General features: G+C 69.6%; 21 protein-coding genes and 2 pseudogenes. 5 read left to right on the plus strand and 18 right to left on the minus strand.

Annotated elements, in window-relative coordinates; genetic code table 11:
* Positions 1-45: 45 nt before the first annotated feature.
* Positions 46-882 carry an NmrA family transcriptional regulator gene (locus ACH4TL_RS23045; protein WP_398317149.1) on the plus strand — a complete coding sequence of 279 codons (837 nt, stop codon included), beginning with the start codon at positions 46-48 and terminating at the stop codon, positions 880-882.
* 7 nt (positions 883-889) lie between these two features.
* Here the strand turns inward: ACH4TL_RS23045 and ACH4TL_RS23050 are convergent, their stop codons facing one another.
* The 4 genes from ACH4TL_RS23050 to ribA form a co-directional block, all read right to left on the minus strand.
* Entirely contained in the window at positions 890-3019 is a 2130-nt protein-coding gene (locus ACH4TL_RS23050; RefSeq protein WP_398317152.1) for a xanthine dehydrogenase family protein molybdopterin-binding subunit, read from the minus strand.
* Positions 3016-4020, minus strand: coding sequence for an FAD binding domain-containing protein (locus ACH4TL_RS23055; RefSeq protein WP_398317155.1), 1005 nt, complete (start codon positions 4018-4020; stop codon positions 3016-3018). Before ACH4TL_RS23055 ends, ACH4TL_RS23050 begins: the two co-directional genes overlap by 4 nt.
* Positions 4017-4589, minus strand: coding sequence for a 2Fe-2S iron-sulfur cluster-binding protein (locus ACH4TL_RS23060; protein ID WP_398317158.1), 573 nt, complete (start codon positions 4587-4589; stop codon positions 4017-4019). The genes ACH4TL_RS23055 and ACH4TL_RS23060 overlap by 4 nt, the downstream gene beginning before the upstream one ends.
* A 117-nt stretch (positions 4590-4706) precedes the next feature.
* Positions 4707-5384, minus strand: a complete 678-nt coding sequence (gene ribA / locus ACH4TL_RS23065) for a GTP cyclohydrolase II (protein ID WP_009719142.1) — start codon at positions 5382-5384, stop codon at positions 4707-4709.
* A 121-nt stretch (positions 5385-5505) separates the two neighbouring features.
* Between ribA and ACH4TL_RS23070 the strand changes: the two genes are divergently transcribed.
* A complete protein-coding gene (locus tag ACH4TL_RS23070; protein ID WP_398317162.1) occupies positions 5506-6297 on the plus strand; it encodes a creatininase family protein in 792 nt (263 codons plus the stop codon).
* Positions 6294-6935: pseudogene (locus ACH4TL_RS23075) on the plus strand (RibD family protein); the annotation flags it as partial. The gene ACH4TL_RS23070 and the pseudogene ACH4TL_RS23075, both read left to right, overlap by 4 nt.
* Before the next feature lie 162 nt (positions 6936-7097).
* On the opposite strand, the pseudogene ACH4TL_RS23080 reads toward ACH4TL_RS23075, so the two are convergent.
* The 5 genes and pseudogenes from ACH4TL_RS23080 to ACH4TL_RS23100 form a co-directional block, all read right to left on the minus strand.
* Positions 7098-8087 (minus strand): annotated as a pseudogene (locus tag ACH4TL_RS23080) (lysylphosphatidylglycerol synthase transmembrane domain-containing protein); the annotation flags it as partial.
* A complete protein-coding gene (locus tag ACH4TL_RS23085; RefSeq protein WP_398317165.1) occupies positions 8084-8941 on the minus strand; it encodes a class I SAM-dependent methyltransferase in 858 nt (285 codons plus the stop codon). The gene ACH4TL_RS23085 and the pseudogene ACH4TL_RS23080, both read right to left, overlap by 4 nt.
* The gene (locus ACH4TL_RS23090) at positions 8938-10095 is read right to left on the minus strand and encodes a glycosyltransferase family 4 protein (RefSeq protein ID WP_398317168.1); all 1158 of its coding nucleotides are present in this window, start codon (positions 10093-10095) and stop codon (positions 8938-8940) included. The genes ACH4TL_RS23085 and ACH4TL_RS23090 overlap by 4 nt, the downstream gene beginning before the upstream one ends.
* Positions 10092-10490: a 6-pyruvoyl trahydropterin synthase family protein gene (locus ACH4TL_RS23095; protein WP_398317171.1), complete on the minus strand. Its 399-nt coding sequence runs from the start codon at positions 10488-10490 to the stop codon at positions 10092-10094. The genes ACH4TL_RS23090 and ACH4TL_RS23095 overlap by 4 nt, the downstream gene beginning before the upstream one ends.
* 105 nt (positions 10491-10595) lie before the next feature.
* Positions 10596-11576, minus strand: coding sequence for a zinc-binding alcohol dehydrogenase (locus ACH4TL_RS23100; RefSeq protein WP_398317174.1), 981 nt, complete (start codon positions 11574-11576; stop codon positions 10596-10598).
* Between the two features lie 182 nt (positions 11577-11758).
* Here ACH4TL_RS23100 and ACH4TL_RS23105 point away from each other — a divergent pair, with 182 nt between their 5' ends.
* The gene (locus ACH4TL_RS23105; protein WP_398317177.1) at positions 11759-12580 is read left to right on the plus strand and encodes a CDP-alcohol phosphatidyltransferase family protein; all 822 of its coding nucleotides are present in this window, start codon (positions 11759-11761) and stop codon (positions 12578-12580) included.
* Between the two features lie 347 nt (positions 12581-12927).
* Here ACH4TL_RS23105 and ACH4TL_RS23110 read toward each other — a convergent pair whose 3' ends face one another.
* The 5 genes from ACH4TL_RS23110 to ACH4TL_RS23130 form a co-directional block, all read right to left on the minus strand.
* Positions 12928-13854 carry a hypothetical protein gene (locus ACH4TL_RS23110; protein ID WP_398317180.1) on the minus strand — a complete coding sequence of 309 codons (927 nt, stop codon included), beginning with the start codon at positions 13852-13854 and terminating at the stop codon, positions 12928-12930.
* Between the two features lie 59 nt (positions 13855-13913).
* Positions 13914-14369, minus strand: coding sequence for an NUDIX domain-containing protein (locus ACH4TL_RS23115; RefSeq protein ID WP_398317747.1), 456 nt, complete (start codon positions 14367-14369; stop codon positions 13914-13916).
* Between the two features lie 283 nt (positions 14370-14652).
* Positions 14653-14913, minus strand: a complete 261-nt coding sequence (locus ACH4TL_RS23120; protein WP_398317183.1) for a hypothetical protein — start codon at positions 14911-14913, stop codon at positions 14653-14655.
* A gap of 157 nt (positions 14914-15070) precedes the next feature.
* Entirely contained in the window at positions 15071-15211 is a 141-nt protein-coding gene (locus ACH4TL_RS23125; protein WP_398317186.1) for a hypothetical protein, read from the minus strand.
* Positions 15208-15486, minus strand: coding sequence for a hypothetical protein (locus tag ACH4TL_RS23130; protein WP_398317189.1), 279 nt, complete (start codon positions 15484-15486; stop codon positions 15208-15210). The genes ACH4TL_RS23125 and ACH4TL_RS23130 overlap by 4 nt, the downstream gene beginning before the upstream one ends.
* Positions 15487-15651: 165 nt before the next feature.
* Between ACH4TL_RS23130 and ACH4TL_RS23135 the strand changes: the two genes are divergently transcribed.
* A complete protein-coding gene (locus ACH4TL_RS23135) occupies positions 15652-17007 on the plus strand; it encodes a tol-pal system YbgF family protein (protein ID WP_398317192.1) in 1356 nt (451 codons plus the stop codon).
* Between the two features lie 72 nt (positions 17008-17079).
* Here ACH4TL_RS23135 and ACH4TL_RS23140 read toward each other — a convergent pair whose 3' ends face one another.
* The 4 genes from ACH4TL_RS23140 to ACH4TL_RS23155 all read right to left on the minus strand — a co-directional run bounded on the left by ACH4TL_RS23140 (position 17080) and on the right by ACH4TL_RS23155 (position 20961).
* Positions 17080-18426 carry a DUF3987 domain-containing protein gene (locus ACH4TL_RS23140; RefSeq protein ID WP_398317195.1) on the minus strand — a complete coding sequence of 449 codons (1347 nt, stop codon included), beginning with the start codon at positions 18424-18426 and terminating at the stop codon, positions 17080-17082.
* 82 nt (positions 18427-18508) lie between these two features.
* Positions 18509-19234 (minus strand): hypothetical protein, encoded by a 726-nt coding sequence (locus ACH4TL_RS23145; protein ID WP_398317198.1) that lies wholly within the window; start codon positions 19232-19234, stop codon positions 18509-18511.
* Positions 19235-19743: 509 nt separating this feature from the next.
* Complete coding sequence (locus ACH4TL_RS23150; protein WP_398317201.1) at positions 19744-20649, minus strand: hypothetical protein; 906 nt, start codon at positions 20647-20649, stop codon at positions 19744-19746.
* A gap of 45 nt (positions 20650-20694) precedes the next feature.
* Positions 20695-20961, minus strand: a complete 267-nt coding sequence (locus tag ACH4TL_RS23155; protein WP_398317204.1) for a helix-turn-helix domain-containing protein — start codon at positions 20959-20961, stop codon at positions 20695-20697.
* Between the last annotated feature and the right edge of the window lie 5 nt (positions 20962-20966).

The following is a 20966-nucleotide window of genomic DNA, read 5'->3' on the forward strand; positions in this document are numbered from 1 at the left end:
CTTTCAGCCATGGCCCGTCTCACCACGGCTCAGTTGACTGTCCGTATGACAACGCCTCAGAACACACGGCAGACCGTCCTGGTGCTCGGCGGCACCGGCAAGACCGGCCGCCGGATCGCCGAGCGGCTGACCGCCGCCGGACGGCCGGTGCGGATCGGCTCCCGCGGCGGCGAGCCGCGCTTCGACTGGGAGGACCGCGCCACCTGGGCGCCCGCACTGCGCGGTACCGGCGCGGCGTACCTCGCGTACTACCCCGATGTCGCCGATCCGGGCGCCGCCGCCACCCTCCGGGCCTTCGCCGAACAGGCCGTCCGGGGCGGCACCCGGCGGCTGGTGCTGCTCTCCGCGCGCGGCGTGGACGCGACGCTGCCCGCCGAGCGGGCCGTCGCGGTGGACGGCGCCGAGTGGACCGTCATCCGGGCGAGCTGGTTCTTCCAGAACTTCAGCGAGGGAATCCTGCGGGACGGGGTGCTCGGCGGCGAGATCGTCTTCCCCGCCGGGGACGTCGAGGAGCCCTTCATCGACGCCGACGACATCGCGGAGGTCGCGGTCGCCGCCCTGACCGGGGACGGGCACGCGGGGCGCGTCCACGACCTCACCGGACCGCGGCCGCTGACCTTCGCCGAGGCGGCAGGGGAGATCGCCCGGGCGAGCGGCCGCGCGGTGCGCTACAGGCCGGTCTCCGTCGAGGAATACGGGGCGATGCTGGGCGGCTCCGGGCTTCCGGAGGACCTCGTCGCCTTCCTGACCGAGCTGTTCGGCACGCTCCTGGACGGCCGCAACGCGCAGGTGACGGACGGCGCCCGCCGCGCCCTCGGCCGCGAGCCGCGCGACATCGCCGACTTCGCGCGCGAGGCCGCCGCGGACGGCACCTGGGCCTGAAGGGGGATCAGGGCAGCAGCTTGTCCAGGGTGATCGGCAGATCGCGCACCCGCACACCCGTCGCGTGGTGCACCGCGTTGGCGATGGCCGCGGCCGTGCCGACGATGCACACCTCGCCGACGCCCTTGGCGCCCATCACATTGGTGTGCGGGTCCGTCTCGTCCACCCAGTGGGCCTCGACCGTGTGCACATCGGCGTTGGCGGCGATGTGGTATTGGGCGAAGTCCTGGTTGACCACATGGCCGAAGCGCGGGTCCAGCACGCTGTGTTCGTACAGCGCCATCGAGATGCCCTGCGTCATGCCGCCCAGCAGCTGCGAGCGCGCGGTCCTGGGGTTGATGACGCGGCCCACGTCGAACATCCCGAGCAGCCGGGGCACGCGGATCTCGCCGGTGTCCGCGTCGACCCGGACCTCGGCGAACTGCGCGCCGAAGCTGTGCATCGCGTACCGCTCGGCGTCGGGGTTCGCGGGCATGTCGGCGGTGACCTCCAGGCCGTTCGGCGGGATCGCGCCGCCGTGGTCCGTCTCCAGGCGGGTGCGCAGGCGGCCGGCGGCCTCGGCGATGGACGAGCCCCAGCTGTTGATGCCGGAGGAGAAACCGGCGGGGGAGGCGTTCGGCAGGGTGGTGTCACCGATCAGCAGCTCCACCCGTTCGACCGGCACGCCGAGCGCGTCCGCGGCGATCTGGGTGAGCGCCGTCCAGGTGCCGGTGCCCAGGTCGGCGGCGGCGATGAGCACCGTGCAGTGGCCGTCCGGCGCCATCCGGGCCGTCGCCGCGTTGCCCGGCAGGCGGGGCGAGGGGTAGGTGGAGGCGGCCACGCCGGTGCCGATCAGCCAGCGGCCCGTGCGGCGTGCCCGGGGCGTCGGATCGCGCCGCTCCCACCCGGCGCGGCGGGCGCCCTCGCGCAGACAGGCGACCAGATGGCGGCTGGAGAACGGCAGCCCGGACTCGGGGTGGACGTCCGGCTCGTTGCGGATGCGGAACTCCACCGGGTCCATGCCGCACGCGAGCGCCATCTCGTCCATCGCCGACTCCAGCGCGAACATGCCCTGCGCCTCGCCCGGCGCCCGCATGATCGTCGGCACCGGGATGTCGAGCGGGGCGAGCCGGTGGGTGGTGCGCCGGTGCGGTGCGGCGTACATGAGCCGGGTGCACACGGCGGTCTGGTCGGCATACCCCTTGGCCCGGGCGGTCTGCTCGACCACGTCATGGGTGACGGCGGTCAGCCGTCCCCCGGCGTCGGCGCCGAGCCGGATCCGCTGGATCGACGCGGGGCGGAAGCCCACCAGCGCGAACATCTGCTGGCGGGTCAGCGCGAACTTGACCGGCCTGCGCACGGTCCGCGACGCCATCGCGGCGAGTACCGCGTACGCGTGCGGATACACCTTCGACCCGAAGCCGCCGCCGACGTGCGGGGACACCACCCGCACCCGGCCCGGTGCCATCCCCAGGGTGGCGGCGATCAGATCGCGGCTCATCGTGGCGCCCTGCGTGGAGCAGTGCACCAGCAGCTCGCCGTCGGTCCAGCTGACCACGGCGGTGTGCGGCTCCATCGGGTTGTTGTGGTACATCGGCGTGGTGTACGCGGCGTCCAGCACGGTGTGCGCGGCGGCCAGAGCCGTATCGGCGTCGCCGACGGCGCTGTCGGCGGGGGAGCCGTCCTGGAGTTCGCCCCCGCCCTGGCCGAACTGGGCCGCGTCCACCGGCTTGTAGAGGTCGTCGCGGTCCTCGCGCAGCGCCACATCCGGCGGGCGCTGCTCATAGGTGAACCGCACCAGGCCCGCCGCGTACCGGGCCGCCTCCGGGGTCTCCGCGACCACCGCGCCGGTGAACTGCCCGCGCCAGGCCACCTCGTCGGACTGGAGCACCGCCAGCTCCGGATCGTCCGGCACGGTCAGCCGCGGCGCGGTGAGATGGGTGAGCACGGCCAGCACTCCCGGCTCGGCCTCCGCGGCGGCCGTGTCCACTCCGGTGATCCGCCCGGCAGCGATGGTGGCCTGGAGCGGATGGAGATGGACGGCGTGCTCGACGGGCCACTCGTAGGCGTAGGTGGCGGTGCCGGTGACCTTCAGCGTGCCGTCGATCCGGCGCAGCGGCGCGCCGACCGCCCGGGGCCGCTCCCTGACCTCGCTCATCGGGCGTCCTCCAGCAGATCGAGCAGCGTGGCGACGAGGGTGTTGCGGGCGAGCGCCACCTTGAAGGCGTTGCCCGGCAGCGGATCCGCCTGGGCCAGCTCGGCCGCGGCGGCGTCCCGGAAGCTGTCCCATGTCGCGGGCGCGCCGCACAGCGACTCCTCGGCCTTCCATGCCCGCCACGGCTTGTGCGCCACGCCGCCGAACGCGATGCGTACGTCGCGTACGGTCCCGCCGTCCGCGACGTCCAGCGCGGCGGCGACCGACACCAGCGCGAAGGCGTACGAGGCGCGGTCGCGCACCTTGCGGTAGCGGGAGGTGGCGGTGAAGTCGGGCGGCGGCAGCTCCACGGCCGTGATCAGCTCCCCGTGGGCGAGGACCGTGTCCTGCTCGGGGGTGTCGTCGGGCAGCCGGTGCAGCTCGGTCAGCGGGATGCGCCGCTCGCCGTCCGGGCCGCCTCCGCCACCCTGGACGCAGATGACGGCGTCGAGCGCCGCCAGCGCGACCGCCATGTCGGAGGGGTGGGTGGCCACACAGGACGGCGAGGCACCGAGGATCGCCATGTCGCGCTGATAGCCCTCCAGCGCCGAACAGCCCGACCCCGGCTCGCGCTTGTTGCACGGGGTGGTCACGTTCTGGAAGTACGCGCAGCGGGTGCGCTGCAACAGGTTGCCGCCGGTGGTGGCGAGGTTGCGCAACTGGCCCGAGGCGCCCGACAGCACGGCCTGCGCGAGCACCGGATAGCGCCGCCGGACCCGCCGGTCGGCGGCCAGATCGCTGTTGGGGACGGCGGCACCGATGCGCAGCGACCCGTCCGGCAGCTCCTCGATCCGGTCCGAGGTGAGCCGCCGTACGTCGATCAGCACCTCGGGCGTCGCCACCTCGAGACGCATCAGGTCCACCAGGTTGGTGCCCCCGGCCAGATACGCCGCCTCCGGCTCCTCGGCCAGAGCGGTCACGGCCGCCGCGACCGTGTCGGCGGGTGCGTAGCGGAACGGTTTCATCGCGGCCCCACCTCGTCCCGGTGGGCCGCCGCCTCGTCCCGGTGGGCCACATCGGCGATGGCCGGGACGATGTTGGCGTACGCGGCGCAGCGGCACAGGTTGCCGCTCATGCGCTCGGCGATCTCCTCGTCGTCCAGCACCACATCGGCGGCGCCCAGATCCTTGGCCACGGCGCTCGGCCAGCCCGCCGCCGCCTCGCGCAGCATGCCCACCGCCGAGCAGATCTGGCCGGGGGTGCAGTAGCCGCACTGGAAGGCGTCATGGGCGATGAACGAGCGCTGGAGCGGATGCAGGCCGTCGCCCTCCCCGTCACCACCGCCTCCGCCGTTCACGAGACCGGCGGCCGTGACGACGTCGGCACCCTGGTGCGCCACCGCCAGCGCCAGACAGGACAGCGCGCGGCGGCCGTCGAGCAGGATGGTGCAGGCGCCGCACTGGCCGTGGTCACAGCCCTTCTTGGGGCTGGTGTTCCCCAGCCGCTCGCGGAGGGCGTCCAGCAGCGTCGTACGGGTGTCGACGGTGAGCCGGTGGTCCGTACCGTCCACCCGGAGCGTGATCTCCACGTCCATGCTTCACATCATCGGACAAATGTGCGCTGATCGCCCGTTCGCGACCCGGCGCACCGAAGATCACCGACGGCGCGGCAGGCCCGCCGCGCCGTCGGCGCCACCTGCTCCGCGCGCTGTTCAGGACCGCTCGGCGCCGCCGTCGACGGACGACAGCACACCGTCCAGATGCGGCAGGTAGTGGTCCATCCGCTCCCGCTTGGTCAGCAGGTACGGCAGGTTCTCCTCGCACGGCTGGATCAGCAGCGGAACCTGCTCGCTGATCTTGATGCCGTGGCGCAGCAGCGCCTCCCGCTTGCGCGGGTTGTTGGAGAGCAGCCGTATGGAGCGCACCCCGAGGTCGTGCAGCATCTCCGCCGCCACCTGGTAGTCGCGGGCGTCGTCCGGGAGGCCGAGCGCGAGGTTGGCCTCGACCGTGTCGAGCCCCTCCGCCTGGAGCTGCATCGCCTGGAGCTTGGCCAGCAGGCCGATGCCCCGGCCCTCGTGGCCGCGGAGGTAGACGAGGATGCCCCGCCCCTCGCTCACGATGGCGCGCAGCGCCGCGGACAGTTGGTCGCCGCATTCGCAGTGGCGGGAGCCGAAGGCGTCTCCGGTCAGGCACTCGGAATGCACACGCGTCAGTGCGTCCTCGCCCTTGACGTCGCCGTATACCAGCGCGATCTGTTCATCTCCGCGATTATGGTCCTGGTAGCCGTAGGCGAGAAAATCGCCGTGCACGGTGGACAGCCGGAGATTCACCACTCGTTCGACATCCGATCGACGAGCGCTGTCGACCAACACGCTATCACTTGCTGTCATGTTGCAACCCTATCTGGTAAACGCCGGGTGGCGTAGGGGAAAATGGCAAAGTCGGCCGGGTGACGGACCGCGCATCCGTAGTACGAAGTACGCAGCACGAAGAACGAAAGGCCCGTGGAACATGAGTGATTCGGAAACGCCGGAGCAGTGGGCCTCGGGGCTCCTGCCGCAGACGACCACCGAGGAGGTGCGGGCCCTGCGGGCCGGTGTCGCCGTCCTGCCGATCGGCAGCTTCGAGCAACACGGCGCGTATCTCCCGCTGGTGACGGACACCGTCATCGCCTGCACCATCGCCCGGGAGATCGCCGCGGCGTACCCGGTCCAACTCCTGCCGCCGGTCACGGTGTCCTGCTCGCACGAGCACGCCGACTGGCCGGGCACCGTCTCCATCTCCGCCGCGACCCTGTACTCCGTGGTGCGCGACATCGCCGGATCGCTCCGCCGCTCCGGTATCGGCTCGCTGATTCTGGTGAACGGGCACGGCGGAAATTACGTCCTGCGCAACATTGTTCAGGAATCCGCCGGCACCGGTACCCGCATGGCGCTTTTCCCGGGCTCGGCCGACTGGGACACGGCCCGCAGCAGGGCCGGTGTCCGCACCCCGTCGTACAGCGATATGCACGCCGGAGAAGTCGAGACCTCCATCCTGTTGCATGCTCATCCCGAACTCGTCCGTCCCGGTTATGAAACCTCCGATTGTCTCGCCGACGACCGGAAGCATCTGCTGACTCTCGGTATGGCCGAGTACACCGAGTCCGGTGTCATCGGCCGCCCTTCCCTGGCATCCGCCGCCAAGGGAAAGGAACTACTCGCCGCACTCACCGAATCCTTCGCCGAGTACCTTTCCGTGGTCGGCGAATCCGCGGTCGGCGATTCCGCGGTCGGCGAGCGACAGGAAACGGAGACGCGATGACGACGCTGGACACGGAGCAGGCATGGGGGCGTCTGCGCTCCATACGGACCGCGGCCGAGGCCCGGGCCGCCGGGCTGGTGCGCGACGCTGGCGGCGCGGTGCGCTGGCGGCAGGACGCCACCCCCGGGGCAGACGAACTCGCCGACCGCTATCTGCCGCTCTGCCTGGCCGGGCCGCGGCTGACGATCGCCCAGCTCGGCCAGAGCCTCGACGGCTTCATCGCGACCCGCACCGGCGACGCCGACTACGTCACCGGCGAGGAGGACCGGTGTCATCTGCACCGGCTGCGCGCCCTCACCGACGCCGTGGTGGTCGGGGCCGGGACCGCCGTCTCGGACGACCCCCAGCTCACCGTGCGCGCCTGCTCCGGACCGCATCCGGTGCGCGTCGTCCTCGATCCGCACGGCCGGGTACCTCCGCATCGCCGGGTCTTCACCGACGGCTCAGCGCCGACCCTGTGGGTGGTGGGAGCGGAAGCCGGCGACGGGCGGGCGGCGCCGGACGGAGTTGACGTACTGACCCTGCCGGACCGTGCCGCGTTCACGCCGCAGCGCCTGGTGGAGGCGCTTGCGGCGCGCGGGCTCGGCCGGGTGCTGATCGAGGGGGGCGGCGTCACGGTGTCGCGCTTTCTTCATGACCGCGCGCTGCACCGGCTCTATGTCACCGTGGCACCGGTTCTGCTCGGCGACGGCATCCCCGGACTGCGCTTCGACGGCACCCCCGTCATGCGCGACGCCCTGCGGCCCCGTACCCGCCGGGCCCGCCTCGGCGAGGACACCCTCTTCGAGCTGGACCTGGGGACGCCGCAGCCGGACGGCCCACTGGCCGACCAGCACGCCCAGACCGGGCAGGCTCGCGGCGAAGGTGAGCACCCCGTACACGACGGCGACTGTCAGCCCCTGGGCGGCGCCCAGGCCCGCGGCGCCGAAGGCCCACGCGGTGACGCCCTCGCGGGGGCCCCAGCCGCCGACGTTCAGCGGCAGCGCCATGGCGAGCAGGGCCAGCACCATGATGGGCACCAGCTCGACCGCCGGGGCGGTTGATCCCGCCGCCCGCGCGGCCAGCAGGAACATCCCGAGATAGCCCGCCAGCACCACAGCGGACGAGAGCACGACCCCCGGCCAGCTCGCGCGGGCCAGCAGCCCGAGCCGCGCCTCGGTGAGCGCGGCGCGCAGCGCCCGGCGCCCCCGCGAGGCGCCGGACCCGCTACCCCGCTCGCCCCCGGACCGGCTGCCGGACCTGCGGCGCAGCCGTACGACGGCCACGGCCACGGCCCCGAGCCCGCACACCGCGATCAGCGCGGGTGCGGCGCCGGGCGTCGTGGCCACGGCGTGCAGCACCCGGCGGGCCTCGGACAGGGCGAGCGAGGGGTGGGCGCACAGCAGCGCCACGCCGAGCATCACCAGCACCACCTGACCCGCCGTCCGCTCCAGCACCACGGCGCGCACGCCCCGGGCGACATCGCCCTCGGTGCGCCCGTGCCGTACCGCGCGGTGCACATCGCCGAGGACGCCGCCGGGCAGCGCCGCGTTGAGGAACTGGGAGCGGTAGTAGTCGCCGACGGCCTGGCCGAGCGGCAGCCGGATGCGCAGCGCCCGCGCCACCACGCACCAGCGCCAGGCGCTGAACACGGTGGTCAGCAGGCCGAGGCCGAGGGCGGCCAGCAGGGTGAGGCCGTCGATGCGGCGCAGCCCCGCCACGAAGGCGCCGGTGCCCATCTGCCACAGCAGCACCGCGATGATGGCCGCTCCGGCGAGTGTGCCGAGCCGGGCTCGGACCGTCGCGCTCATGACACTCCGCCCGTCGACCCGGGGCCCACAGGGCGGGGCAGCGCGAGCAGATCGTCGTGGTGCACCACCACCCGCAGCTCGCCCGCCGCGCACTCCGCGAGCCTGCGCCGCAGATACGTCTCGGCACGCGGTTCGAGATCCGGCCGGTGCTCCACCGCCGCGCCCACCCAGCCCCGCAGCCACTCCGCCGCGAGCGCCGACTCCCCGGAGCCCAGGCGCCAGGGGCTGGCGTGCGTCCGTACCGTCGCACCGTGCCGGGCGAAGGCTTCGGAGGCCACCGCTACGGCGTCCGGGCCCAGCAGACCGGAACGGCGCTGATGGGCGTTGAACGCCTCCGCGATCTCCGCGTCCAGCGGATCCTCCGGGGCCAGCTCGACCCGCCCCGCGACCGACAGCGCGAGCAGCACCGGACACCCCGCCCCGGCACAGGCCGCGGCGAGCCCATCTATCTCCTCGGCCGTGAGCACGTCCAGCAGCGCGGAGGCCGTCACCAGCGACGCCCCCGCCAGATCGTCCGCGGTCAGCGAGCCCAGGTCACCGCGGCGCGTGCGCACCGTGACCGGGCTGCCGTCGGCGGCCGTACGCGGCGCCCGCTCGGCCGCCAGCTCCAGCAGCCCCGGATCGTGGTCGTGCAGCACCCACTCCTGCGGCCCCTCCAGCCGGGGCGCCAGCCACCGGCCCAGCGAGCCGGTGCCACAGCCGAGGTCATGGATCACCGCCCCGGCCGCCCCGGCCGACTCGGCCAGCCGGGCACGCAGCGGCTCCAGCAGTTCGGGCGCGCGGGCGGCGGCGTCCGCGCCCTCGCGCAACTCCAGCCACTCGGGCGCGTATCGGGGCGTATCGGTGGTGGTCACGCGGCCCTCCGGGGTTCGCGGCGAAGTCGTTCCAGCGCACCGGCCAGATCGGTCGCGGTCGTCTGCCAGCCGTCCAGCGCGGTGCGCCGGCCACGGGCGGCCGTGATCAGCCGGCGGCGTACATCGGGATCGCCCAGCCAGCGGCGCAGCGCTGCCCCGAGCGCGGCCGGGTCCTCCGGGGTGACGAGCAGCCCCGGCACGCTGCCCTCGGGCGCGTGCCCGACCGCCTCCGGAACCCCGCCCACGGCGGTGGCCAGCACCGGAACGCCGTGCGCCAGCGCCTCGGTGACCACCATCCCGTACGTCTCGGCGTACGAGGCCAGCACCAGCAGATCGGCACCGGCGAAGCTCGCCTCCAGCTCCGCACCGCCGCGCGGGCCGGTGAGCCGCACCCGGTCGCCGAGCCCGGAGGTCTCGATCAGCTCGCGGAGCCGTTCCACGTAGCCGGGCTCCTGGCCGAGAGAGCCGACGCACTCCAGCGTCCACGGCAGGTCGGTGAGTTCCGCCAGCGCCTCCACCAGCCGGTGCTGGCCCTTGCGCGGGGTCACCGAGGCGACGCACAGCAGCCGGGTGCCCTCGTCCGTACCGGACGCCTGCGGCGCCACATCGGCACCGGGCGCGGCCACATGGACCCGGCCCGGGGCCAGCCCGTGGTGCGCCACCAGGCGCCGGGCAGCCCAGCCGCTGGTGGCCACGACCGCGGGCATCGCGTTCAGCGTCTTGCGCTCCAGCGCGTCCAGGTCCGCCGCCCGGCCCGGCGCGAGCCCCGTCTCCTCACCCAGCGGCAGATGCACCAGCACCGCGGGCCGCAGCCGCTCCGCCTCCGGAACGACGAGATAGGGGACGGCGCAGGCGACCAGCCCGTCGAGGAGCACGATGGCGCCGTCCGGCAGCTCCGCCAGCAGCCGGGCCAGTTCGGCGCGCGCCGCGGGCCCGGGCTGCGGCCAGCTGCCCGCGATCGTGTGCTCGTGGACGTCCCAGCCGATGCCGGGCAGCTCCCGGCAGATCCGCCGGTCGTACGTATTGCCGCCGCTCGGTGTCGCCGGGTCGTCCACCCCGCCGGGCATGACGACGTGCACCTCGCGGGCCGGCGGCGGGACGGCACCGCCGCTGAGACCCAGCAGGCTCCCCGGACTCTCCACGTGCGCGGTCACAGGTCACGCTCGTAACTCGCCCAGGCGACATGCGATTCGTGCAGGGTCACCTGGATCCCGGACAGGCCGCGCGCGCCCTCGCCGAGCGCCCCGGCGTGCACCCGCTCCGCGAGCCGGTCGGCGATGACCTTGGCCAGGAACTCGGTGGAGGTGTTGATCCCCTTGAAGGCGGGCTCGTCATCGAGGTTCCGGTAGTTGAGGTCGCCGACCACCGCGCCCAGCTCCTGTGTCGCCAGGCCGATGTCGACGACGATGTTGTCGTCGTCCAGCGCGGCGCGCCGGAAGGTGGCGTCCACCAGAAACGTGGCGCCGTGCAGACGCTGCGCGGGTCCGAAGACCTCTCCGCTGAAGCTGTGGGCGACCATCAGGTGATCGCGGACGGTGATGCTGAACAACGGCCCTCCCGGTCCGGCGGCACATCTCGGCTTCTAGTACGGCCGATGCCTTCCCCGTGTTCAGCCCCAGCTCAGCCTTGTTCGGACGGGTTTTCGCGCCCGGTCCTACGCACCCTCGTAACGCACCCGGTGGCACAGCCCCGGCAGCTCACCCGCCGCGATCCGGGCCATCACCCCCGGCAGTTCATCGAACGCGCATTCCCCCGTGACCAGCGCGTCCAGCGCCGGGTCCGCGAGCAGTTCCAGCGCGATCGCCATCCGGTCCGCATAGCCGCGGCGGCCGCCCCGGGCCGGGGACACCGTCCCCACCTGACTGCTGCGCACGGTCAGCCGGCGGGAGTGGAACGCCTCGCCCAGCGGCACGCTGATCCGCCGGTCCCCGTACCAGCTCAACTCGATCACCGTGCCCTCCGGGGCGAGCAGTTCCAGGGAACGCGTCAGACCCGCCTCGCTCGCGCTGGCGTGCACCACGAGATCACGGTCGCCCTCGGCGTCCTCCGGCAGCGCGAAGTCCACGCCCAGCGCCTTGGCGACATCGGCGCGCGCCGGATCGGCGTCCACCAACTGCACGCGTACGGCCGGGAAGCGGGCCAGCAGCGCCGCGACCGACGCCCCGACCATCCCCGCCCCCACCACCGCGATCCGGTCGCCGAGCAGCGGCGCCGCGTCCCACAGGGCGTTCACCGCGGTCTCCACCGTCCCGGCCAGCACCGCCCGCTCCGCGGGCACGCCCTCCGGTAGGGGGGTGACGGCGCTCGCCGGGACCACGTACCGCGTCTGATGCGGGAACAGGGAGAAGACCGTGCGGCCGACCAGCTCCCGCGGCCCCTCCTCGACCACTCCCACATTGAGGTAGCCGTACTTCACCGGGCCGGGGAAGTCGCCCTCCTGGAACGGCGCTCGCATCGCCCCGTACTGGCTCTCCGGCACCCCGCCCCGGAACACCAGCGCCTCCGTGCCACGGCTCACACCGGAGCACACCGTGCGCACCACCACCTCGCCCTCCGCGGGCTCGGGCAGCACCACATCCCGTATCCCGCCGTGACCGGGGGAGTCGAGCCAGAAAGCACGGGCGACGCGCTTCATCGGCGTCCTCTCTCTCAGATCTCTCAGAAAACGAAAGGAATCGAGCGGAAATCCTGCGCTGAACAAACGGGCCGCACATCACGCTGAACAAACAGGGGAGGCGCCACGTACGGGACATCATCAAGCCGCGCACACGCTACGCGGCGCCAATCGACACTGTCACACAGCCGGAGGGGTGCCCGGTGGCCCTGAACCACACACACAACGCGAGGCTGTTGCGGACGGAGACGGCCGCGGGGGCGGGCGTGCAGATCCTCCTGCTGACGCTCCTGGGCGCCTCGCTCGACCTGGGAACCGCGGGCTGGCTCACCGGCCTCGCCTTCGCGGCCGTCACCTGGGCCGTGCTCACCCGCGCCGTCTCCCGCTCCTGGCTGTCCTCCTTCGGGGCCGCCAACCGCGTCACCCTGGCCCGGGCCACCCTCGTCGGGGGCGTGACCGCGCTGGTCGCCGACTCCTTCACCAGCCCGCCCCGGGTCGCGGTCCTCACCGCGCTCACCGCGGTGGCCCTGATCCTCGACGGGGTCGACGGCCAGGTCGCCCGCCGCACCGGAACCTCCTCACCGCTTGGCGCACGGTTCGACATGGAGGTCGACGCCGTCCTCATCCTGGTGCTCAGCGTCTACGTCGCCACCGCCCTGGGCCCCTGGGTGCTGCTGATCGGCGCCATGCGCTACGCCTTCGTCGCCGCCGCCCGCTTCCTGCCCTGGATGAACGCGCCCCTGCCGCACAGCATGGCCCGCAAGACGGTGGCCGCGCTCCAGGGCGTAGCCCTCCTCGTGGCCGCCACCGGCCTCCTCCCGGCCCCCGCGAACCTCGCCGTCGTGCTGCTGGCCCTGACCTCGCTGATCTGGTCCTTCGCCCGCGACATCGGCTGGCTGTGGAGCACCGCCCGCGCCGAGGCCCGCACGGTCCCCGCCCGCCCCGTCGCCCGCGTCACCCACCTCGCCGCCCGCCCGGTGCCCCGGGTGATCCACGACGACCCGGTCCCCGCGCGCAGCGCGTGAGCGGCCCCCGGGCCCCCGCCCGGGGCCGCCCGGGCCCTCCCGGGAATACCCGGGAACGCGAAACGCCGGCCGATGCGCGCATCGACCGGCGTTTGCGTGATGTGTCCGAGGGGGGGACTTGAACTCTCCACTCGGGCACCAGCCCATTAGTTAGTTGACCTGCGGAGATGTACTCTTCGGGCCCCTTTGAGGTCCGTGAGGGTTGGCCATGCTCACCTGCTGTTTCTGCCCGTTCCTGCCCGCTGTTGGTCATGCGTTGGTCACGTGACCAACCGGCTCTGAGCAGCGGAAAGCCCCCGCCATGCGCCACCGGGGGAAGCACACGACGGGGGCCGCTGAGGGACCGCTCAGACGGTCAGGCCGGGGTCGAAGTACCCCGGCGTTCGGAACAGGCCCATGAAGGTGCCGGGGCCATGCCGTTCGTCCAACCACACCCCCAGCGCCGTCACGTCACCACTGATGATGGACGCGAGAAGGCGCGTGTGGCACTCGCTCTCTTCCCCAGGGGCGAACTCCTCAAGGAGGTGCGTGTAGCGGCGGTTGACACCCTTCTCGTAGCCCCCGAGGGCCGCCGCGTATCGCGTCTGCTCTTCGCTCCCCAGCACCCCCGCAGCGCGGTCGGCGTCCTCCTCCCTCAGCGTTCCCGTCACATCTCGGAACGCCAGTGCGCCGAGAACGTCTGAGGGTTCCGTCACGCCGAAGCGTTCTGCCGTCTTCCGGGTGATGGAGCGCGCCTCTTTGTCGCACGCGCCTTCCATGACGATTCCGAGGTTCCGCGTGTGGTGGCTTCCGCGCTGGTCGGCAGCCGAGTAGGACTGTCCGCTTGTGCGGCGGTAGTTGATCCCGTACTGAGTGCGGACGGGCACCCCTGCCACTTCTACGTAACGCCGACGCGACCCGTAGTGAAGGCAGTCATGCGCGTACGCGCGCAGCAGGTCGAGAAGGGCCAGCGCGGGGCGCTCGGGGTTCCGGCGTTCCATGGGTCCGTACATGGTGATGATGGCCACCATTTGAAGGTGCCGGTACCCCTGGTCCGGGTGGTGGAATCCACCGAAGGCACCGACCCGCGAGGATTCACAGCCGACCAACACACGGCCAAGCGGCAGCATCTTCGCCAGCCCGTACCCGGCGTACCGGCGTTTCGTGCTTTCGACGCCCGCATGGAAAGGGGTGGTGTCGATGCCGTCTGCCGCCCACCGGCTGAGCATTTCCGACAGCGGCCGGAACACGTGTGCGGGGTGCTTCGCCGTGAGCGGGGACGCGTCGGTGCGCATGGCCGCCAGCGCCGCCATTGCCCTAGCGCCGGTTACGGACTCATTCGGGGCGAGTTCCGTTAAGTCGCCGTGCCCGCCTTGATGAGCTGAATGTGGGACTCTTGCATCCCCTCCGGGAGCGCGTCCGGGTTGAACCATTTCGCCTCCAGAATCTCGAAGCCGTCGAGCTTGAGAGTTCCACCCACGTGAAGCGCTTCGTAGGCGATTTCCACGCGGAGTTTGTAGCCACTGGTTACCTGAACCAGCCGCCCCGGAACGACTTCAAGGCCAGTTTCTTCCCGAACCTCCCGAATGATGGTTTTCGGGAACTCTTCGCTCTTGATTGCGTAGCCGGTTGGAAGTCCCCATGGCCGGTCTGCGGGCCACATTCGGTGCTTGAGGAGCAGGACTTCCCCTGCCTCGTTCCGTACTACGCCCGTCACGCCAATCATGAATTTGGCGTGCGCGAACCACAGGATCCGCCATTGCATCGGCCCCCGGATGATGCGCCAGATTCGGGCGATCAGCCTTTTCACACTGTGTCCTTTCAGTGGTTCGGCGTCATCGTCGGCGCCGTGGCCGCTAACGATGTCGGAACCAGTACGACGGCGTCCAATCGACAGGTGGGCCGTCAGGCATTGATCACGTCGCCCCGCTTGATGACTCACTTCGAACGCGCGCACAGCGCCTGCGTTCGCTGCGGGACCGCCCCCTGCCCGGACTCGAACCGGAGTCCCCTGAGCGCGCGAGAGTGATGAGGCCACACGCGCTACAGGGTTCCTCCTGACACCACAAGGGGTGCGCATCGCTATCCGGCTGTCAGAAGTTGTCGTTCGTGTCGGTTTCCGAGGCGGGATGGGTTGTCGATTCCTCGGGGAAGCGGATGTTCCTGGAGTCAGTCATCCATTCCTGTCCGCCCTTCCGGGGGCGGAGGAACGCGACGAGCGGTCCCGGCATCTGGTGGTCGAAAGCGAGTACATCGACGTGACAGACGTCTTGTACTACGCCGATGCGTCCCGTCGCAGCGTCGTAGGCTTCCTGGCCACGCTTGGGGCCCTTGTACGGCGTCGGCTGGCTCATGCGGGCAGCCCCCATCGAGCGGTCCTACCGGGGTCATCGTGGGTCGGGTGTCGACGGCGCAACAGTTCATAGTCGGCCGCCGCGCGGTAGTTCCCTGCCTGCTTCGCCTCGTCGCGCAACGCCGTGTACTTCCGGCATCCCTCGCAGTCCTGGTCGGTCATGCTCGCTTCCCCCGCCCAAGGTGCTTGTCGATCTTCTTCTTCAGCTCCTCGGCACGCGCGTCCAGGTCCTTCGGAGTGGGGTGCTTGGGGGCCTGCTGCGTCCCCTGTGGCTGCGTCGGGGACGTGTCCGCGCTCACCGCGAGGCCCCCAGCGCTCGCTGCTGCTCGTACCGGACCACGTACAGCGGCACGGGGTCGGTGTCCCATGCGATGGGGAAGCGCTCTGCGGTCGGGATTCGCGGGAGCTGAAGCGTGGGCGGGTCTTCGATGCCGGTGGCCACGCAGGCCGGGCCGGGTACGGCCACAGCGGCTGAGGCCGGTGTGGGCGAGGCATCGACTGTCCGATGGCGGCCGGAGGCGGGGAATAACTTCCGTAGCCACCGCTCCATGGACCGGGCGATACGATCTCTCATGTTGACGCTCCCTACAGCGTTGACCATGCCCCCGGGCCGGTCGCACGGTCGCGGGGGTCTTTCTCGCTCTAGGCAACCGCTCCGCTACGCATCGCGGTACCGTGGCGAAGGCGGCAGTTTTTAAGAGCTTTAAGCGCCTGCTTTAGCTGAGGAGTTGAGCGCAAAGTGAGTGAGCGGGAGCCGAACGAGGGCCTGGAACGGCTGTTCCAAGAGACCGGATGGACGCTGCGTCAGCTCGCGCAGGAGGTCAACCGCATCGGCACCGAACGCGGAACGCCGCAGAAGTACCGGGAACCATCCGTTCATCAGTGGCTTCGGGGGCACATGCCCAGAGTGGCTGTCCGGCCGCTGATCTTGGAGGCGTTTGCCCGGAAGCTGGGCCGACCGATCACGCACGCTGAGGCGGGGTTCTCCCCGCCTGCCGTCGAGTCGAACGCAAAGCCGGGTACCGTGGAGGCGTTGATCGACTTGGGGAGGCACGACATGGACCCCTCGCGTCGCAGCGTCCTTGGCGCGAGTCTCTTCTCTGTTGCGTTAACGGTGCCCAACTGGCCGGATGTTGTGGGCCGCATGGAAGCTGTTCAGACAGGACAGGTGCAGCGCGTCGGAATGCCTGATGTCCAAACAGTCGTGGCCATGACCGAACGAATCTCAGACCTTGATGATCAGTTCGGTGGTCGACATGCGCGCCCCATGGCCGCAGCATTTCTCGTGAACACGGTTGCCCCATATCTCCGGGCCGACGCTACGGAAGCGGTCCGTAAAGCGATGATGTCCGCAGCGTCTGACCTGTGCTACCTAACGGGGTACATGGCAGTTGACGAGGGTATTCACGGTGCGGCGCAGCAATATTACGTGAAAGCCCTAGAACTTGCCGGAGCCTCAGAAGACCACCTCACCTACTGCACAACGCTACGGGGAATGAGCGTTCAAGCGGTTGATCTCGGGCACGGCCGAGAGGCTATGAGGCTAGCGAATTCTGCTGCCGCTGCCTCTCCCAACGCAGGGCCGAGAATGCGGGCCTTCCTTGCTGGGCAACAGGCACACGCTGCGGCACAGCTCGGAGAGAGTGACAGCGCCCATAGGTACCTCAAAGAGGCAGAGGTCGCCATGGAGAAGGCTGAATCTCAATCGAAAACATTCGGTTCATATAATCCGTCATCGCTCACGTATCACATTGGCCAGGTGCGATACGAATTGGGTGACGTCCCCGGATCCATCGCGGCACTGGAGGAATCCGACAAACTGCGGCACACGTCATTTCGCCGGAACCGGATCCGCTACCTTTCCATGCTCGCCGAACGACAGCTAGAAGTTGGCCACCTCGAAGCTGCATGCGACACATGGACGAAAGTCGTGGACATCTACCCGCACGTGCAATCAGGGCAATGCGACCAAAGCATTTCGAATATGCATTCCCGCATTCGCCCCCACCTCAAGAACCAGACGGCTCGGGAGCTTTACGAACGGGCGCGAGTAGTGACCCCCGCGCCTCTCATTCAAGCGCGCGCATCTCGCTAGCCGTTATCTAAGATTCGGCAAAAGGCAAGGTGCACCAGTCGACCATTCCGACTGGTGCACCTGATTCATTTATTAGAGCAGGTCGCGGAACGGATTGCCCTGGACGGGGGCGGGAGCCGCCGACAGCTTCACCGGTCGGGGCGGCGGGGCGGCGGCGACCAGTCGGAGGCGGGGCCGCTCGACCGGGGCAACTGCGGGCGGGTCCGCGTCTCCATTCTCCTCACGCTCCGTGCTGGCCGGCTGGGCCTCAGCGTGAGAAGAACTGTCATGGCGAAGTGTGAAAACGGTGGCCGGTCGGCCGACTCCGGAACGGTCTTGGGTGACGACGATTCCGGGCAGTGCCTTGACCTCTGCTGCGGTCGCTCCGACGTAGGGCAGGATCTGCGATGAAGTGGCGCGACCGCCATGCAGCTCGATGCGGGCCCGGACCTTCTCAGCGAGGCTCAGCGGCTGGCGGCGGTTGCTCTTGCTCCCGGCGCCGGTCGTGATGGTCTCAACCGATTCCATGGAGTAGGTGACCAGACGTGCGGCAGCTTCCAAATCATCAGGCGTGATCTCGGAGCACAGATCGAACAGCGCGAACAATGCGGCGATACGTCGTGTCTGTTCGTTGCACCGGGCGGCGAACGGCTTCAAGTCCTCCGATTCACGGGCCTTAGTTAGAAGGTCCTGCCGGATGACGTCGGCAACGTCGTAGGCATCATCGGACAGGGTGACCGTTCCGACTCTGCGCCCGTGCCGGATCGCACGGGCGAACAGTTCTCCAGCCTCGGGGATCAGGTGGGCGGGCATCCGGTCGCGTTCACTGAGCCATCGCACCTGTTGCACGGGCAGGATCAGCAGCCGGTTGTAACTGCCCCCGTCCCGCTCAGTGCTGGACATCGAGGCCCGGAATTCCTCGGGGGTGATGTGACCCATGATGGACACGCGCGGATCATCGACCTGAACCGGTTCCTTGGCACGGGAGGTGGCAACCGTGGCCCCGTCCCACAGATCGCGGAGTACCTGAGACAGGTTCGCCTGACGACGACCGGCCCGGAGCACACGGGCGTATTCGGTGTCCAGGATCAGCGCGTGCCCGTCGCGGTCGGCCACGGCCTGAATGAGCCCTGCCCCACCTGTCACGCCGTTGATGATGTTCCCTGCCATGAAGCCGCTGTTCGCGTCTCTGGCGACCGCTGCGGCAGTGGACCAGGACTGTCCCTTGCCTTCCCCTGTACCGCCGCACAGGAGCACATGAAGCATCAGCGGCATGTGACCACTCCCGCGCTGGACGCGGGTTTCCGGCAGCATCGCGGAGAACGCGCACAGCAGACCGCCGAGGAGACCCACAGGGGACCATTCCCCATGCGGCGCAAGAGAGGTGACGACTGCGCGGAGTCGGCCCGTGGCCAGGGTTCGGATGTCGGGGGTGCTCATGCCGCCTCGATGTCTGTGAACGTCAGTTGTGTGTGTTCGGGCCGGGAGTGCCGACCGCCGTTGGCAGCGGTCGGCACCGAGGTCACGCCGCTGTGTGGCACTCCTGAGCGTCCGCCGCTTCACGCTGCTGCTGGGCCTGGGTGTAGGCGTACCGCAGTGCCATCGGGATACGACCGCGCGCAGCGACGTCCCCCCATCCATTGGACTTGGCCCAAGCCCGGATCAGCCGGTTCTGCTCACGCTCACTGATGACAGCCGAGGCATCCTTGCGGACAGGCTCCGGCAACGTGTCGCCACCCTTCAAAGCCCCCGCACGGACAGCGGCCTTGAAGACTCCGGGCACGGTGGCATCCATGCACGGGATGCCACGCTCCCTCGCGTCCCTCAGCTTGTGGCTGTTCCGCTCCGCCCCCTTGCCGCAGATGATCAACACGGTGCTGTCATCGGCACGGCCAACCACCTCGTAGCCCAGGTTCCGGACTGCGTTCCGCGCGTCGTCCCAGTCGTACCCCTCGATCTCCCCACTGATCATCACGGTGGGCAGCGGCTCAGGGTCCGCCTCGATCGTGTCCTCAGTCGGCTCAGCAGGCGAGACATCAGGGGTGCTCTCAGCGTCCGGTGTCTCGATGGCATCCAGGGCATCGGCCAGCCATGCCCCGAATCTCTTGGAGTGATCCGCGCACAAGTCCCAGGAACGGTCACCAAGGCTCAGCACGTCGCACGCCTCGATTTCCCCGCCGTTCTTCGCGTGACACGCATCGCACACGGTGCGCTCTTCGAAAGTGATGATCTGAACCGTCTTGAGCACGGTCCCCCCTTGATTCGTTAGGCCGGAAGTCTCAGAAGCAGCCGGAGCGTCGCTCTTACGGCCGCCGCATTCGGTGTTGCGGTACCGGCCAACATCCTGCCCAACCTCTATCACGAAACGATAACTAACACATAACTAAACGATTATGCTCGTGAATCTAATAGCGGGGGTAATATCTTAATTCGTTTCCGCAGGACCCACCGGGGGTGCGGTTCTCCGACCGTGTACGGGTTTCTATTCTTTCGGCGTAGCGGCTAAATTGGAAGGCGCGAGCGGATTCGGCATCCAAAGTCACTGCCGAGGGGGGCACGTTTACCCGCTTTGCGCCCCTGAATCGATGAGATGTGTCACTCTTTCGAACTTCTCTGTCCGGGAGCGGGGAGATGGACACCTGTGCGGATTCAGGGTGCCGGTTTCGGTGACCGTGCGCGCCCAAACACCCCCGCCGGCCATCCACGAGGAGTGACAAGAACGAGGCCGCGGGAGTATAGATCCCGCGGCCTGCTTGATCAGGACCAGTCCACAGCGACCTTGACGATTCCCTTCGTGGGCTTGGTCTCATCAAAGGAACTGTCCGGAAGCTGAGTGTCCAGCTCGGGGAAGCGAACGATCTTCCCGCCGTACAGGTGAAGAGTGTCGATGTAGTCGGCCCGGTACTTCTCCGACTGTCCCTGGCGGAAACCGGTGAACTGGCTCGCGTAGGTGGCGAACTCCGAGTGACCGGCGACGATATCCACCCCGGCAGGCATGGCAGTTGTGGTCAGCAGCGTGAAGCCTGCCAGGCGGGCCACGACGCCGTTTGCGGTGACGCCGCCTTCACCGTAGGCGGCGGCGTTCGAGATGGCCGGATGCTCGATCAGGTGCCGCTTCACGCGGGGCGAGACGACCGCGTAGCGGCCTCCAGGGATGTCGGCGTCGTCCAAGGCCAGCATCAGGTCAAGGATGCCGCCGTAGAGCGCCTGCGGGGCGCTGGCGGCCGGAGCGGAGATGTTCGGTACGGCCGTTGCCCCGGCTGTGATGATCCCGCCCATGAAGGTGTCCGCTTCCCGGGCCAGGGCCCGGATCATCTGCTGATTGATCGGGGAGTTGAGATCGCCGATCGCCTGTACCTGCTCGGCGTCCTCAATCAAAAGCTGAAGGTACTTCGCCTCGGTGATGGTGAGCTTCTGATCCACCGTTTCGGGGCGCTGGGCCGTCATGCCGTCCGCCACGGTGTAGTCACCGACAGAGGGGCGGATCAAGGAGTTGATGTGGACGACATCACCGGCCTTGCTGATGTTGCCCTCATACTTCCTGTTGGACACGATCGGCGATGCCCAAACCAGCAACGGGTCGAACTGGACAAGCAGTTCAGCGTCCCACACCTCCGGAATGAATGTGGTGGTCCCGGTCTGCTGATAGCCGTAAGTGGTCATAGGTACTCCTGTCGTCAAGAAGGGTGGAACTAACTAATGCCGCTGTCAGGCGGCTTCCTGGGCCTGCTCATTCAGAAGATCCGCCACAGCCTGGGCCTTGCGCCGGTCCTGGGTGTCCTCGCCGCTGATGAGTGACAGAAGTGGAGTGCACAGGTGACGGGACACCAGAACGAGCATGCGCAGGCTCGGGCAAGTCTCCCCGGACTCCCAGCGGCGAATGGTGGAGGGGGCGACAAGCATTTCGTCAGCCAGCGCTTCGACAGAGAGGCCCAGGGCGGTACGACGAGCGGCGAAGAAGTGACGATCGAACATGACGG

It is taken from the genome of Streptomyces sp. NPDC021115 (genome assembly GCF_044333065.1).
Lineage (GTDB): Bacteria > Actinomycetota > Actinomycetes > Streptomycetales > Streptomycetaceae > Streptomyces.

Coding starts and splice junctions, on each gene's coding strand:
- ACH4TL_RS23045 (WP_398317149.1), top strand. CDS start 46: ATGACAACGCCTCAGAACACACGGCAGACCGTCCTGGTGCTCGGCGGC.
- ACH4TL_RS23050 (WP_398317152.1), bottom strand. CDS start 3,019: ATGAGCGAGGTCAGGGAGCGGCCCCGGGCGGTCGGCGCGCCGCTGCGC.
- ACH4TL_RS23055 (WP_398317155.1), bottom strand. CDS start 4,020: ATGAAACCGTTCCGCTACGCACCCGCCGACACGGTCGCGGCGGCCGTG.
- ACH4TL_RS23060 (WP_398317158.1), bottom strand. CDS start 4,589: ATGGACGTGGAGATCACGCTCCGGGTGGACGGTACGGACCACCGGCTC.
- ribA (WP_009719142.1), bottom strand. CDS start 5,384: ATGACAGCAAGTGATAGCGTGTTGGTCGACAGCGCTCGTCGATCGGAT.
- ACH4TL_RS23070 (WP_398317162.1), top strand. CDS start 5,506: ATGAGTGATTCGGAAACGCCGGAGCAGTGGGCCTCGGGGCTCCTGCCG.
- ACH4TL_RS23100 (WP_398317174.1), bottom strand. CDS start 11,576: ATGAAGCGCGTCGCCCGTGCTTTCTGGCTCGACTCCCCCGGTCACGGC.
- ACH4TL_RS23110 (WP_398317180.1), bottom strand. CDS start 13,854: ATGCGCACCGACGCGTCCCCGCTCACGGCGAAGCACCCCGCACACGTG.
- ACH4TL_RS23120 (WP_398317183.1), bottom strand. CDS start 14,913: ATGAGCCAGCCGACGCCGTACAAGGGCCCCAAGCGTGGCCAGGAAGCC.
- ACH4TL_RS23130 (WP_398317189.1), bottom strand. CDS start 15,486: ATGAGAGATCGTATCGCCCGGTCCATGGAGCGGTGGCTACGGAAGTTA.
- ACH4TL_RS23140 (WP_398317195.1), bottom strand. CDS start 18,426: ATGAGCACCCCCGACATCCGAACCCTGGCCACGGGCCGACTCCGCGCA.
- ACH4TL_RS23150 (WP_398317201.1), bottom strand. CDS start 20,649: ATGACCACTTACGGCTATCAGCAGACCGGGACCACCACATTCATTCCG.
- ACH4TL_RS23155 (WP_398317204.1), bottom strand. CDS start 20,961: ATGTTCGATCGTCACTTCTTCGCCGCTCGTCGTACCGCCCTGGGCCTC.